General features: G+C 31.9%; 9 protein-coding genes. 4 read left to right on the plus strand and 5 right to left on the minus strand.

The window, feature by feature from the left end; genetic code table 11:
• The first annotated feature begins 80 nt into the window (after positions 1 to 80).
• Together AC1XJX_RS03170 and AC1XJX_RS03175 are read left to right on the plus strand one after the other, a co-directional pair.
• A complete protein-coding gene (locus AC1XJX_RS03170) occupies positions 81 to 3,386 on the plus strand; it encodes a glycosyltransferase family 117 protein (protein ID WP_482002510.1) in 3,306 nt (1,101 codons plus the stop codon).
• 12 nt (positions 3,387 to 3,398) lie between these two features.
• On the plus strand, positions 3,399 to 4,037 hold the full coding sequence (locus AC1XJX_RS03175) for a polysaccharide deacetylase family protein (protein ID WP_482002511.1): 639 nt from the start codon (positions 3,399 to 3,401) through the stop codon (positions 4,035 to 4,037).
• Here AC1XJX_RS03175 and AC1XJX_RS03180 read toward each other — a convergent pair.
• The 5 genes from AC1XJX_RS03180 to AC1XJX_RS03200 form a co-directional block, all read right to left on the minus strand.
• Positions 4,034 to 4,330 (minus strand): thioredoxin family protein, encoded by a 297-nt coding sequence (locus AC1XJX_RS03180; protein WP_482002512.1) that lies wholly within the window; start codon positions 4,328 to 4,330, stop codon positions 4,034 to 4,036. The genes AC1XJX_RS03175 and AC1XJX_RS03180 overlap by 4 nt on opposite strands.
• A gap of 54 nt (positions 4,331 to 4,384) precedes the next feature.
• Positions 4,385 to 5,620, minus strand: coding sequence for a metallophosphoesterase (locus tag AC1XJX_RS03185; RefSeq protein ID WP_482002513.1), 1,236 nt, complete (start codon positions 5,618 to 5,620; stop codon positions 4,385 to 4,387).
• Positions 5,621 to 5,689: 69 nt separating this feature from the next.
• On the minus strand, positions 5,690 to 8,167 hold the full coding sequence (locus AC1XJX_RS03190) for a beta-mannosidase (protein ID WP_482002514.1): 2,478 nt from the start codon (positions 8,165 to 8,167) through the stop codon (positions 5,690 to 5,692).
• Positions 8,164 to 8,868, minus strand: coding sequence for a copper homeostasis protein CutC (locus AC1XJX_RS03195; RefSeq protein ID WP_482002515.1), 705 nt, complete (start codon positions 8,866 to 8,868; stop codon positions 8,164 to 8,166). Before AC1XJX_RS03195 ends, AC1XJX_RS03190 begins: the two co-directional genes overlap by 4 nt.
• 2 nt (positions 8,869 to 8,870) lie before the next feature.
• Entirely contained in the window at positions 8,871 to 11,141 is a 2,271-nt protein-coding gene (locus AC1XJX_RS03200; RefSeq protein WP_482002516.1) for a glycoside hydrolase family 20 protein, read from the minus strand.
• Between the two features lie 43 nt (positions 11,142 to 11,184).
• On the opposite strand from AC1XJX_RS03200, the gene AC1XJX_RS03205 reads away from it, so the two are divergent.
• Together AC1XJX_RS03205 and AC1XJX_RS03210 are read left to right on the plus strand one after the other, a co-directional pair.
• The gene (locus AC1XJX_RS03205; protein WP_482002517.1) at positions 11,185 to 14,124 is read left to right on the plus strand and encodes a GH92 family glycosyl hydrolase; all 2,940 of its coding nucleotides are present in this window, start codon (positions 11,185 to 11,187) and stop codon (positions 14,122 to 14,124) included.
• A gap of 5 nt (positions 14,125 to 14,129) precedes the next feature.
• Positions 14,130 to 15,131: an isoaspartyl peptidase/L-asparaginase family protein gene (locus AC1XJX_RS03210; RefSeq protein WP_482002518.1), complete on the plus strand. Its 1,002-nt coding sequence runs from the start codon at positions 14,130 to 14,132 to the stop codon at positions 15,129 to 15,131.
• Positions 15,132 to 15,176 lie beyond the last annotated feature (45 nt).

Consider the following 15,176-nt stretch of genomic DNA (forward strand, 5'->3'; position numbering starts at 1 on the left):
GAAAACTTAACGTTTACTTAAAAACATTTGAAGTAACGTATTTATTGTTAAATTCGCCAAAGCAAATAAACATAGTTTTTATGGTACAATTCAACTTTAAAAAATGGAATACACTACTGGGTTGGTTCACTTTTTTAATAGCACTTATTACATATAGTTTAACCGTAGAGCCAACGGTAAGTTTTTGGGATGCTGGTGAATACATTTTAACAGCATCAAAATTACAAGTAGGGCATCCTCCTGGAGCTCCTTTATTTCAAATGATGGGTGCGTTTTTCTCAATTTTCACCTTTGGAAATAATGAACTTATTGGATGGATGATGAATATGATGAGTGCTGTTTCTAGTGCCTTTACTATTTTATTCATGTTTTGGACCATTACAATGTTATTAAAAAGACTATCAAATAGTAAAGATTTATCACAATCAAAAGCAATTGCTATTTTAGGAAGTGGTTTAGTTGGTAGTTTAGCATTTGCTTTTACTGATTCGTTTTGGTTTAATGCAGTTGAAACGGAAGTTTATGCTATGGCAACTTTAATAATGTCTGTTTTATTTTGGCTTGGTTTACGTTGGGAACAAGACTTGGATAAACCAAGAGGAAATCGCTGGCTTATTTTAATAGCTTTTGTTATTGGTTTATCATTTGGAGTACACTTTATGGGGCTTTTAACCATTCCTGCTATTGGTCTTATTTATTATTTTAAAAATTATAAAACTGTTACTATAAGAAACTTCATTATAGCTAATCTAGTTTCTGTAGCTGTTTTACTTTTCATTTTTAAACTTTTGGCTCCAAATATTCTGAAAATATTTAGTGTTTTTGAGATATTTTTTGTTAATACTGTTGGCCTTCCTTTTAATTCAGGGTCTATTATAGCTGGTATTGTTTTAATAGCAATTATCAACTTATCACTTAGATATACTAGAAAAAAAGAATATGTGCATTTAAATACTGCTATTCTTTGTGTAACTTTTGTAATTATCGGGTTTTCTACTTGGCTTATGCTACCAATTCGAGCCAATGCCAATGTAGTCATTAATGAAAATAATCCGTCAAGTGCTAGAGAACTATTAGCTTATTATAACTTAGAGCAATACCCTGAAACACATTTGTTTTATGGCCCTCAATTTACTGATCAATATGCGTATTTAGATGAAAACAACCCTTATATAGATGATAAACCTAAATATGAAAAAAATCATGAAAAAGGTGAGTATGTTGTTGTAAACGATTATAAGAACGCTAAACAAAACTACAACTCTAAACATGCATCCATCTTACCACGAATGTGGAGTGCGGAACATGCGGAAAATTATATGATGTTTTCTGGGTTTTTAGATTTTAAACTAAAACCTGACTATCAAATGGAAAATGAACTGCGAACAGCAGTTTCAAATTTTAAAAATGATGTTGCTCAAGGAAATGTTGATTATGAAGATTACAATAACTTTTTAAAGCGTTTTAAACAATACATTGATATTGAAAAACCATCCTTAGCAAGTAACATTGCTTACATGCTTGAATACCAATTAGGATATATGTACTGGCGGTATTTTATGTGGAATTTTGCTGGAAGACAAGATGATATTCAAGGTAGATATGATAATCATGGCAACTGGATAACCGGCATAAAACCATTGGATGAATGGCATCTAGGAATATCTCAGGATAATTTACCAGGAGACGTAAAAAATAACAAAGCTAGAAACAGCTACTACTTGTTACCCCTAATTTTAGGGCTAATTGGCTTCTTTTTCCTTTTCAATAAAGACAAAAAACTATTTTGGATTATGCTTGTGTTTTTCCTTTTTACAGGCATTGCAATACAAGTTTACACCAATGTGCGACCATTTGAACCTCGTGAGCGTGATTACTCAGTAGTTGGCTCATTTTACGTGTTTGCTCTTTGGATTGGTTTTGGCGTTTTTGCCATCTATGAAGTATTAAAAAAATACGTACCAAAAAAATTAGCAGCATCAGCCATCACCTTCGTGTGTTTAATATTAGTACCTACAATTTTGGCAGCAAATAACTGGGATGATCATGATAGATCAGGCAAATACACAGCGAATGCTATGGCCAAAATGTATTTAGATTCTTGCGCAGAAAATGCCATTCTGTTTACCATAGGTGATAATGATACATTTGCCTTATGGTACGCTCAAGAAATTGAGAACTACAGAACAGATGTTCGGGTGGTTAATACTAGCTTATTCCAAACCGATTGGTATATAGACCAAATGAAGCGTAAAGCTTATGAAAGTGATCCTGTGCCATCGCAATTATCTCATGATTTGTATAAATATGGAACAAACGATTACATAATTATACAACCCGTTATTAAAGACACGTTAGAAGTAAAACAGTTTTTAGATTTTGTTGCCAGCGATAATCCAAGAACAAAATACAAATATGTACTACAACAACAAGAGGTAGATTTATCTCAAGTAAGAAGCCAAGATTTAAACGCAACTTACATGCCTACTCCATATTTACGAATTCCAGTAAACAAAGAAAATGCCATAAAATCTAGGATTGTAAAACCTAAAGATGCGGATAAAATAGTTCCATACATTGATATAAAAGTGGATGGTGGTGCTTTATATAAAAATAGATTATTGATGTTGGATATCGTTGCCAACAATGATTGGAAACGCCCTATTTATTTCACAGGTGGAAGCTTTGGCGACGATGATTATATTTGGATGAAAGACTATTTACAATTAGATGGGATGTGTTACAAATTAGTCCCAATAAAAACACCTGTAGATAAAGCAAATCCTTTTGATATGGGGCGTGTGGATAGTGATTTAATGTATGAAAAAGTAAAAAAATGGGATTGGGGAAATAGCGGTAGTCCAGATATTTATCATGATGTTGAAACCCGTAAAAACTCGATTACGTATCGTGGTAATTTAGCGCGTTTAACAGAAAAATTAATAAACGAAGACAAACTAGATAAAGCTGAAGAAATTGCAGACATAGCAATGGATAATATGCCTGTAGAATATTTTGGTTATTACACGCTTCTAGAACCATACATAACTGCTTATTACGAAGTTGGAAATAAAGAAAAGGCGCAAAGTTTATTCAAAGAGGTTGCTAAAAAATATCAAGAAAATTTAACATACTACGGTAGTTTAAAAGTTGAAAATCAAGAGCGTTTATTTGAAGATATTTATACCGATATCCAAAGATATAAAGGGCTAATAGATGTTTTACTTGAATATGATATCGAATTTGCTAAAGTTGAAGGCGATGTTTTCAATAATTATCTTAGAAGTTTTAAACACTTTTATGGTGGCGACCCTGATGAGGATGAAATAAGAACAGAAAAAGATATTCCTGTTGGTTCTAGTATGCAATTAGATACAATTAACTAAAAGGCAAAAGGCATGACCTTTACACCAATAAAAACACCTATAGTTGCTAAAAAATTATTTTCAAACTATATTTGGGATATTCCAACGAACGAAAAAGTGGTTTATCTAACTTTTGATGATGGACCAACACCAGAAATAACAAATTGGGTATTAAATACTTTAAAACAGTACCAAGCAAAAGCTACTTTTTTTTGCATTGGTAATAATATTGAAAATCATCCAGAGATATTTCAAGATATATTTAATGATGGTCATTCAATAGGCAATCACACCAACAACCATATCAGGGGTTGGAAAACTAATTCAAAAGCCTATTTAAATAATGTAAGTGACGCTGAGGAAATAATAAAAAAACAAGCCTCATCAACTAATCTTTTTCGACCACCTTATGGACAAATTACACCTAAACAAGGAAAGAACCTCATCGAATTAGGTTATAAGATTATTATGTGGGATGTATTATCGTTTGATTGGGATAAAAACATAACTCCAGAAACTTGCCTTAATAATGTAATTTCAAAAACAACTAATGGAAGTATTATTGTTTTTCACGATAGCATCAAAGCATCAAAAAATATGCAATACGCATTACCAAAAATTCTTCAATATTTTAGCAACAAAGAATACCAGTTTAAGGCTTTAAGATTTTAAACGTATTGTTGAATAATTCCAATAAGAGTATTCGCATCTTGAGCACCACTTTGTCGCCATTTCATTTCACCATCTTTATAAATAATTAAAGTTGGTAAAGTTTTTACACGCAAAGCTTCCGCTAATTCTTCGTTTTTCTCTACATCAATTTTAATAACCTTAGCTTTATCGCCTAATGCTGCAGCTACGTCTCTTAATATAAGATGCATTGATTCAGATTGATCATTCCATTCTGTGTAGAAATCTAATAAAACTGGAACATCAACATCTATAAGTTCACCAAATTTTGACATACTTAATTATTTTTGAGTCATATTGACTATTACAAATATAGTATTTCTTACTAATTATGCGTTATTTACACCTTTTTTAAGCTCTATTACAGTGATTTCTGGCCAAATACCAACTCGTCCAGGAAATGCTAAATATCCAAAACCTCTATTTACATTTATATATTGACCCATTTCTTTATAAATTCCTGCCCAATATTTATAACGCCATTTTACTGGACTCCATTTAAACCAACCTGGTATTTCAATTCCAAATTGCATCCCGTGGGTATGACCACTTAATGTTAAATGATAATGATAATCATCTTTAATTACTTCTTTTTCCCAATGAGATGGGTCATGACTCATCAAAATTTTAAAATCTTTTTTATCAATATTTTTTGATGCTTTTTTTAAATCTCCAGCTTTTTTAAAACCTCCAGCACCCCAATTTTCGACACCAACTAATGCAATACGTTCGCCATCTTTTTCTAAATAGCGACTTTCATTTAGCAATAAATTAAAACCAATATCCTTTTGTATACTTTTTAAGTGCTTTAAATTTTGATCTTTTTCTTCTTCAGAATCCCAACTCACATAATCTCCATAATCATGGTTTCCTAAAACGGAGTACATCCCATCTTTAGCTTTTAATTTCCCGAAAATAGAGGTGTAGGGAAGTAGCTCATCAGCTTTATTATTAACAATATCACCTGTAAATAGGATAACATCACTAGCCTGTTGGTTAATCAAATCAACAGCATATTTAACTTTATCTATATTATCAAAACTACCTGAATGAATATCACTTATTTGAGTGATTTTATAACCATCAAAAGCTGTAGGTAAATCTTCAAAATGCAATGTGTATTTTAAAACTTTATAGTTGTATTTCCCTTTATAAAGTCCGAAAATAATAGAAGCTAACGGAATAGCTGCTACACCTAAAGCTAGTTTACTAATAAATTGTCGTCTGGAAGCAAAGTAATTTCCTTTAGCCATATCACCTTCTATAAAAAACCTATAAATGGCTAACGGAACACGAACTATATCTTCTGTAAACATGCTTATTAAAAGAACCATTTTTGGTACTAAAATGGCTATCAAAAAACCAAAAGCATACGCATTGGTGTGAGAAAAACCATCTCGCCTATTAAACCCGTAGTAATTAAAAACAAAATTTCCGAGTATTAACGCAGTAACGACCCAGTACCCTATATGAAAGCAATTATTTTTTGTAACTGTTTTAAATGCCTGAAATGCATAAAAATCGCCAACAATAAAAATAACTAGAAAAATGATCCATCTAAGCATGCCTTTTTTTAATCAAAGATAATAGTATTATAGCTTATTCAGTAAAAGTCAATCTTATTTAACGAAACGTTAAGGTTGTTTAAGCAATTGATTTAGTGATTTAATTTTTAAATCGCTTAAACTTAAAGCTTCCGTTTTAAAATTAATAACCTGTTTTTGGTTGGGTAATAAATCAAAAAAATTATCGCTAAAATGCCCTTTGTTGTCTGAAAATAAAAATACATCCTTTTGAAGTGTTTTTGAAAATAATTCAATTGAAAAACCATTTTCGGATTTTGTAATCTTTTGAAGAATGTCTGATTCAATAAGTTTTAAATCTTTTGGTTTTACGAAATAGAAATAACGTATTTCTTTATTAAATTTTGAAATTAATAACACCTCATCTTTATTAAAACTAAGTGTTTTTAGATCTAATTGATATTTAATATTACTAGAATTTTCGTCAACAGAAATCTCTTTAATGTCAGTCCAAATTTGATTACCCGAAAAATCTAAAATTTCTAACGATAATTTACTAGAATAGGTTTGTAAATCATCATTAACAATATATACATTTAAATTATCTCCATTTGTTTTTGGTGATATAAGAACGTCTTTAAAGCTGCGTTTTGCTTTGTAATGTAAGGCTTTCCAATTACCAAAAAAATCAATACTAGACCACGAGACAACTGGCCAACAATCGTTAAGTTGCCAATACACGGTTCCCATGTTATAAGGTTTCGCTCTACGTTGGGATTCAATGCCTTTGGTAATTCCATAAGCTTGAAGTAATTGGCTTACATAAACATAATCTTCTGGATTTGTTGGAACAGGAAAATCGCGTTGCATGTAATCTTCAACTAATTGAAAACCTCTTGAATGTTTTTGGTGTGTTTTAAACACATCTGAAGTAATATTTATAGTATCATTTTGATTGATATATTTGATAGCCTCGTAACTAGGAAATGACTGAAAACCAAACTCACTCATAAAACGCGGTACGTTTTCTTCTAAATACTCAAAAGGGAACGCATCGTGCCAAATCCACCAGTCGTGTGCATCTCCTTCGGTTTTATATTTTGGGTTTCCTCTCCCATATTTTGGAGAACTTTCCCAATAATTAGTATTAGAATATTGATTAACTGTTTTTGGTAAAATAGAATCAAATACTGCTAAATAATCGTTCCAAATAGCTTCTTTCTCTTTCTTACTCCTACCCGATTGCCAACCCCAACGATGCCAACCCTCGCGACTCTCGTTATTGCCACACCACAGCGCAATACTTGCATGGTTTTGTAAGCGTTTCACTTGCTCTTCTGCTTCAATTTTTACATTCTCTAAAAAGGTTTCATCTCCAGGATACATCGCACAGGCAAACATAAAATCTTGCCATACTAGAATTCCTTTTTCATCACATAAATCGTAAAAAATAGTGTTCTCATAAATGCCACCTCCCCAAACTCTTAGCATATTCATGTTAGCATCTGCAACATCGTTTAGTAAATTATCATAATCTGCATCTGAAACTTTGTTTTGCATACTGTTTTGAGGAATGTAATTTGCTCCTTTAACATAAACCGGAATATCGTTGACTTTAAAATAAAAGGATTCTCCGATACTATCTTTTTCTGTAACCAATTCTATGGTTCTAAACCCTTTTTTTATTGAGATACTATCTAAAATAGTATTGCCCTCTTTAATAAGAACTTTGATGTTATACAAATAAGGTTCTCCGATGTTGTGGGGCCACCATTTTTTTGGATTCCTAATTTTAAAATTAAAAGTGTCCCTCTCATTTAAATTGAAATCTCGATATTGATTTGTTAATGTGTCATTTATAAACAACTCTAAATCATATGCTACATTTTCTTCTGAGTTTGTTTCTAAAATCAGACTCATTTCAGCAATTGAATCTGTTAAAGTAATTTGATTTAAGTATAAATTTTCTGTTTTAAAATCATCCCAAACAATTAACTCTAAAGGTTTCCAAATACCAGCTGTATTCAATTTTGGTCCCCAATCCCAACCGTATTGAAATTGGGCTTTTCTGGTGTAAATTCGGTTACCCTCGGGTAAATTATAAAGCGAATTTGCCTTAGCAACTTCTTCATATTTTGAAGTAGATTTAAATATGATTTTCATCTCATTTACTAGTTTTAAAATAGATTTTACATCTATTTTAAATCCCCTAAAAGCATTGTTACTTTTTAAAATAATATTATCATTTAAAATAACTGTTGCGTAAGTATCTAAGCCTTCAAAATTAAGTTCTATGTGCTTTTTTTGAAGTATTTTTTCATCAAGTTTAAAAGTGGTTTTGTATTCCCAATCGACTTCAGAAACCCAATATAAACTATCAATATTATTCCCAATAAATGGATGTTTAATTAAATTGTTGTCTAATAAATCTGAAAATACATCTCCTGGAACAGTTGCTGGATTCCAAAGCGTATCTTCCACTTTTTTAAATTCCCAATTTTGATGAAGTTGAATTGTTTTTGGTCCCTTATATTTTAGCTGACAACTAAATAAAAAAATGATAATAAAAAAACTTAAAATATATCTCATTCTTTCATGCTTTTTAAAATAGATTGTATCGTTGAAACATCAGAAACGGTCTCGTATATAGTTTCAAAAAAAGAGTTTTTGTTTGTAGTTTTTTTGATTTTTGAAGCAGAAGTATGCACCTCATAAAAACCTGAATCTTTAAAAAGTTTTACATTATTTTGATTAATACCACTTCCAGGTAAAATAGTGAGTTTCCCTTTTGCTGATTTTTGTAATTTTTTTAATAAATCGATGCCAGTTTCTGCTTTTAGTTGTTGTCCTGAAGTTAAAATCCTATCAACTCCCAATGTTTTTAATTCCTCTAATGTTGCCATTGGATTTGGCACACAATCAAACGCACGATGAAAGGTGAATTGCAATGGTTTAGACAAATTTACCAATACTTTTGTTCGCTCAATATCTAAAGAATTATCTTCATTTAAAACCCCAGAAACAATACCTGAAACCCCTAAATCTTTACATATTTGAATGTCTTTTTTTATGATTTCAAACGCATCATTTGTGTAATTAAAGTTCCCGCTTCGTGGTCTAATTAAAACAAATATTTCAATAGATAATTCATCAACCACTTTTTTAATTAAACCATAACTTGGTGTAATACCACCAACTGATAATTCAGAACATAATTCAACACGATGTGCCCCTGCTTCTTGTGCATTTTTTGCAGATTGAAATGAATTTGCGCAGATTTCTAACTTCATAATTAATTGATAATTATTTCATCTATGAAGGTCCATGCCTTTTGTCCAGCTCCTTGATTACCTTCTCGTATAATCCCATAACTTGGGATTTTAAACTTAATATATCTTGCTTTAATATTGGTTTCTTCTTTTAAGTTTGTAATTAAATCATTTTGATTTTTGTTGTTATAACTAGAGGTGATTTTATCTGAATCTAGTTCAATTTGGACTTCTTTAGGCGCATAAATCCATTGTCCGTTTCCATTATGAAATCTAGTTTCAATAGAATTTATTTGGATATCCTCACCTAAATCAATTTCAATCTCTAAATCTTCTCCCCAAAAACCTAACCATTCTTTATCACCATATCTGGTGTCGCTACCTGAAACACCATTAATTAATCCCTCTACTCCACTACCAGAATAGGATGTGTGAGGTGCTCTATTAATCGTTATTTTTTTACCAACCGCTTTATGCTTATTGATGGTTTGCTTAAAAACATTACCCAGACGTTCATTTTGATTAAAAACAGCTGCTTTAATAGTAATACTCTCTGATATTGGAATCTTTGATATGTAAATTTCTGAGTTCACATTTGGTTCTGAATCATCAATAGTGTACCTAATAATTTTATCTTTTATTAATGTTTTTAAACTGATGTATTGTTGCTTATTTTCATTAGATAAATCACTTTCAATTTCATACAAATGATTGGCGTAATTGTAATTTAAAATATCTAATCGCTTGTTAAACACTTCTAATCTTGTAGCAAAATTTTCATAGTTTTTGTTTTCGTTACGAGACCAAATCACTTCACTCATCGCTATAACCCTTGGAAGCATCATGTACTCAACCTGATTAGACGTTGACATGTATTCTGTCCATATATTACCTTGAGCACCAATAATGTATTTTGCTTCTTCCTCGTTTAATTCTTCTGGAATCGGATTAAAATGATATACTTTTTCTACTGGTAAATAGCCTCCAATTGCTAATGGTTCATCATCTGAATCTGATTGGTAATAATCAAAATAGCAATGTGATGTTGGCGTCATTATAACATCATGTTTTTGTTTGGCAGCCTGAATCCCACCTTCTATTCCGCGCCAAGACATCACGGTAGCGTTTGGAGCTAATCCACCTTCTAAAATCTCATCCCAACCTATAATTTGTTTGCCATTACTATTTAAATAGGTTTCCATTCTGGTAATAAAATAGTTTTGCAACTCATGGGTATCTTTTATACCTTCTTCTTTTATTTTTTTATGACAAACTTCACAAGCGTTCCATCGTGTTTTTGGAGCTTCATCACCACCGATATGTATGTATTTACTTGGAAACAATGTAATCACTTCATCTAAAACATCTTCCAAAAATTTGAAAACCTCGTCATTTGTACAATAAATATCCTCAAAAACGCCCCACTTTGTGGCGACTTTAACCTGTTCTCCTTTACAACCTAAATATGGATATGCAGCTATTGCTGCTTGTGCATGTCCAGGCATTTCAATTTCTGGAATCACATCAATTGCTCTGCTTTTAGCATAAGCTACTATTTCTTTAACTTCATCTTGCGTGTAAAATCCTCCGTAATGTTTCCCATCAAATTGGTGAGGTTGATCACTGTAATGACCAATTAAAGTTTCGTCTCTAAACGCTGAAACTTCTTGTAGTTTAGGATATTTTTTTATTTCTATACGCCACCCTTGATCATCTGTTAAATGCCAATGAAATGTGTTAAACTTAAGCATCGCGATCACATCTAAATACTTTTTAATAAAATCAACTGAGTAAAAATGTCTTGCTACATCCAGATGCATACCTCTGTAAGCAAATGCAGGTTTATCTTTTATCTCTAAACATTTTATAGCTATTGGTTTATTAAACACCTTTTGCCCTTCTATTTCAGGTGGCAATAACTGTCTTAAAGATTGAATGGCATAAAAAGCACCTGCATCTGTTTTTGCTTTAATTGAAATTTTGGTTGGTTCAATTAATAATGTATAAGACTCATCATTACTGATGGTTTCATCCATAGTAAACCCAATACTATTAGCCTCTGCTTTTCCTTTAATTTTACTGCCTAAAAACCCTTTTAAAAACGTTTCACTAACATCAAAATTGGTTTGATTAAATATTGTTGTATTGATGTTTAAAAGGAAAACACCTTCCGAAATATTTAATGTCTCAGGAAATGGAATTATACTAGGCTCTAATGGTTCTAGCGCTTTTCTATTACAAGAAAAAAAATAAAGGGTAATAAGTACTAGTAATAGAATTTTTTGATGCTTCATTATTTAATTATCTTAGGCGCGTATAAAAATACCACTCTAATTTATGAAATTGAAATTTACAATTATATTTATAGTATTTTCTATTTTAACTTCATGTAAAGACGCCTCAAAAGCAGTAATACCTGCCAAGAAAAATATACCTTTAATTTCTTATGTTAATCCATTTATTGGTACTGGCGGACATGGTCACACATATCCTGGAGCAACTATGCCTTTTGGAATGATGCAACTAAGTCCAGACACACGTTTAGATGGTTGGGATGGCTGTTCGGGCTATCATTATAGTGACGAATATATCTACGGATTTTCACATACACATCTTAGCGGAACAGGTGTTTCAGATTATGGCGATATTTTAATTATGCCAACAAACGAGCAGAACTTCCATAATGGTGCTGATGGAAAAAAAGGGTATCGTGCCCATTTTTCTCATGACAATGAAGTTGTCCAACCTGGTTATTATAAAGTACATTTAGATACTACTAATATTAATGTGGAGTTAACGGTTTCTAAACGAAGTGGCATCCATAAATATGATTTTCCCTCTTCTGAAAACCAATATGCGATTGTAGATTTAATCCATCGCGATAAAGTTTTGAATGCTAAAATTGAAAAGATTTCTGACACTGAAATTGTTGGTTATCGTTTTTCTGAGGCTTGGGCAAAAGACCAGCGGCTGTTTTTTGTTATAAAAACATCTCATAAGTTTAGAGATGTCTTACAATCGCCTATCAAAGATGGAGTAGCTGGCGCACAAAAAATAGCTTTAAAATTTAACAACCCAAACAATGAACCTCTTTACATAAAAATAGGTATTTCTGCTGTAGATATTGAAGGCGCTAGAAAAAATCTTGATGGCGAAATAGGTGAGAAATCTTTTGAAGACATCAAAAAAAATGCTCAAGATTTTTGGGAAAAACAACTTGAAAAAATTGTTGTTGAAAGTAAAAACGAAGATTACAAAACCAACTTTTATACAGCATTATACCACACTACCATAGCACCTAATTTGTATCAAGATGTTGATGGTCGTTATCGTGGTATGGATATGAAAATCTACACTTCTAAAGATTTTGATTATTACACCGTTTTCTCGCTTTGGGACACGTATCGTGCTGCGCATCCATTATACACTATAATTGAACAAGAGAAAACCAATGATTTCATAAACACCTTTATTGCCAAATATAACGAAGGTGGTATCATGCCTATTTGGGATTTAAGCGCCAATTACACAGGGTGTATGATAGGTTATCACGCGGTACCTGTAATTGCTGATGCGTATTTAAAAGGCATTAAAAACTATGATGTTAAAAAAGCTTTTGAAGCCATGAAACACTCTGCAACTAGAGATAAATTAGGGCTTAAAAGCTATAAAGCATTTGGTTTTATTCCTGTTGAAGAAGAAAGTGAATCGGTTTCCAAAATTTTAGAATATGCTTATGATGATTGGACGATTGCGCAAATGGCTAAAAGCTTAAATAAGACTGAAGATTATAAAACATTTACTGAAAGGGCTCAATACTACAAGAATATTTTCGACCCAGAAACCCAATTTATGCGAGGTAGATTCAGAAATACTTGGTTTGCGCCTTTTGATCCTTACGAAGTTAATTTTAATTACACCGAAGCCAACGCATGGCAATACAGTTTTTATGTCCCTCAAGATGTGACAGGATTTATGACCTTATTGGGCGGAAAAAAACAATTAGAAACTAATTTAGATGAATTATTTATTGCCAAAGCGCAAACTTCTGGAAGAGATCAAGCAGATATTACTGGATTAATTGGGCAATATGCTCACGGAAACGAACCAAGTCATCATATGGCATACCTTTACAATTATGCAAATAAACCACACAAAACTCAAGAAAAAGTTCATCAAGTTTTAACCGAATTATATAAAAATCAACCCGATGGAATTTCGGGTAATGAAGATTGTGGACAGATGAGTGCTTGGTATATTTTTAGTTCTTTAGGTTTTTATCCTGTTACACCTGGTTCAAATCAATATATTATTGGGACACCTTTATTTGATAAAGCTACGATCAATCTAGAAAATGGCAAACAGTTTACTATGGATGCTAAAAATTTAAGTGATACTAACATTTATATAGAATCTGCTTCGCTAAACGGAAAACCTTTAAACCATTCTTATATTTCTCATGAAGAAATAATTAATGGTGGAACACTTCTATTTAAAATGACTAATAAACCTTCTGGTTGGGCTACCGAAGAGGGACAAGAACCAAAAACAGAAATAACTGAACATCTTATCACTACAGCTCCTTTTATCTCTAGAGGAGACATCGCTTTCAAAAATAATACAGAGGTTGTTTTAGAAAACGTAGATGAAGAGGCTGCGATTTATTATAATTTAAACGATAACGAATTTATAGAATATAAAGACCCTTTTACTTTATCTGAAACTATAAAATTAAAAGTCTACTCAGAAAAAAATAACACAAAAAGCGCAACTATTGAAACCCAATTTTACAAAATTGACCCAAAAGTTTCTATAAAATTAGAAACAGAATATGCCAACCAATACAATGGTGGTGGTAACAGTGCACTAATTGATGGTATTTATGGCGCTAAAGATTTTAGAACTGGCACATGGCAAGGTTATGATGATAAAGACTTAATTACAACTGTAGATTTAGGGAGTCCAAAAATAGTTAATAAAGTATCTATAAACTTTTTAGAAGACCAACGTTCTTGGATATTTTACCCTACAGAAGTTAGTTGTTTTGGCTCTAATGATGGATTAAATTTTACACCTATTGACTTTAAAAAATCCATTGATGCAACCATTGCTTCTGAAGAAGCTAACATAAAAACTGTATACTTTAAACAATTACCAAAAGCATACAGATTTATTAAAATAATTGCTAAAAAACTTGGGAAACTTCCTAAATGGCATTTAGGCTATGAGTATGATGGAAAGGCTTGGATTTTTACTGATGAAATTACCGTAAAATAAAACTTATGAAACGCAGAAATTTTTTAAAAAATGCATCACTTACAGGTGTTGGATTAGCAGTTGGAACAGCAATTACGAGTTGTGTAAATACAACAGAAGGAAAACCTATAATTTCTAACACTAGTAAACCTTCTAGTTTACCATTAGTTATAGCTACTTGGAATGTTAAAAACGCCACAGCAAAAGCTATGGAAATACTCCAATATGGTGGCAACGCTTTAGATGCTGTAGAACAAGGTTGTATGGTTGAAGAAGCAGATGTAAAAAATTCTTCTGTTGGTAAAGGTGGTTTACCAGACAGAGATGGTAATGTGACGTTAGACGCATGTATTATGGATAAAGATGGTAATTGCGGATCGGTAGTCTATCTTCAAGATATTACGCATGCTGTTTCTGTGGCTCGAAAGGTGATGGAAGACACACCACACATTATGCTTGCTGGGAAAGGCGCAAAAGAGTTTGCTGTTTCAAAAGGATTTAAACCTGAAAACTTATTAACAGAATCTTCAAAAAAAGAATGGGAAGCGTGGAAAATTAAAAGCGAATATAAACCTATTATCAATATCGAAAATCACGATACCATTGGTATACTAGCTATCGATAAAAATGGAGATATTTCTGGAGCTTGTACCACTAGTGGTTTAGCTTATAAAATGGCTGGACGTGTTGGTGATAGTCCTATAATTGGGTCCGGTTTATTTATTGATAATCAAATTGGTGGTTGTGTAGCGACTGGTTTGGGTGAAGAAGTTGTTAAAACAGTAGGAAGCTTTTTAGTAGTAGAACTAATGCGTCAAGGAAAATCACCTCAGGAAGCTTGCGAAGAAGCTATTCGCAGAATTGTAAACAAACCAAATAGCGATTATAAAAATTTTCAAGTGGGTTACATAGCTATTAATAAACAAGGAGAAACCGGAAGTTACTCCATACATCAATGGTTTAGTATGACTAAGTTTCAAGCCGGAAAAAATCAACAAATCCAATCAGATTTTTTCCTGAAAAATTAAGCTTGTTAAAAAAATTACCTCAAACATGGTTTAAGTTTCGTAGTT

Source organism: Flaviramulus sp. (assembly GCF_982512915.1).

Excerpts from the sequence above, each read along its gene's own strand:
- AC1XJX_RS03170 (WP_482002510.1), top strand. The coding sequence starts at position 81 with ATGGTACAATTCAACTTTAAAAAATGGAATACACTACTGGGTTGGTTC.
- AC1XJX_RS03175 (WP_482002511.1), top strand. The coding sequence starts at position 3,399 with ATGACCTTTACACCAATAAAAACACCTATAGTTGCTAAAAAATTATTT.
- AC1XJX_RS03180 (WP_482002512.1), bottom strand. The coding sequence starts at position 4,330 with ATGTCAAAATTTGGTGAACTTATAGATGTTGATGTTCCAGTTTTATTA.
- AC1XJX_RS03185 (WP_482002513.1), bottom strand. The coding sequence starts at position 5,620 with ATGCTTAGATGGATCATTTTTCTAGTTATTTTTATTGTTGGCGATTTT.
- AC1XJX_RS03190 (WP_482002514.1), bottom strand. The coding sequence starts at position 8,167 with ATGAGATATATTTTAAGTTTTTTTATTATCATTTTTTTATTTAGTTGT.
- AC1XJX_RS03195 (WP_482002515.1), bottom strand. The coding sequence starts at position 8,868 with ATGAAGTTAGAAATCTGCGCAAATTCATTTCAATCTGCAAAAAATGCA.
- AC1XJX_RS03200 (WP_482002516.1), bottom strand. The coding sequence starts at position 11,141 with ATGAAGCATCAAAAAATTCTATTACTAGTACTTATTACCCTTTATTTT.
- AC1XJX_RS03205 (WP_482002517.1), top strand. The coding sequence starts at position 11,185 with ATGAAATTGAAATTTACAATTATATTTATAGTATTTTCTATTTTAACT.
- AC1XJX_RS03210 (WP_482002518.1), top strand. The coding sequence starts at position 14,130 with ATGAAACGCAGAAATTTTTTAAAAAATGCATCACTTACAGGTGTTGGA.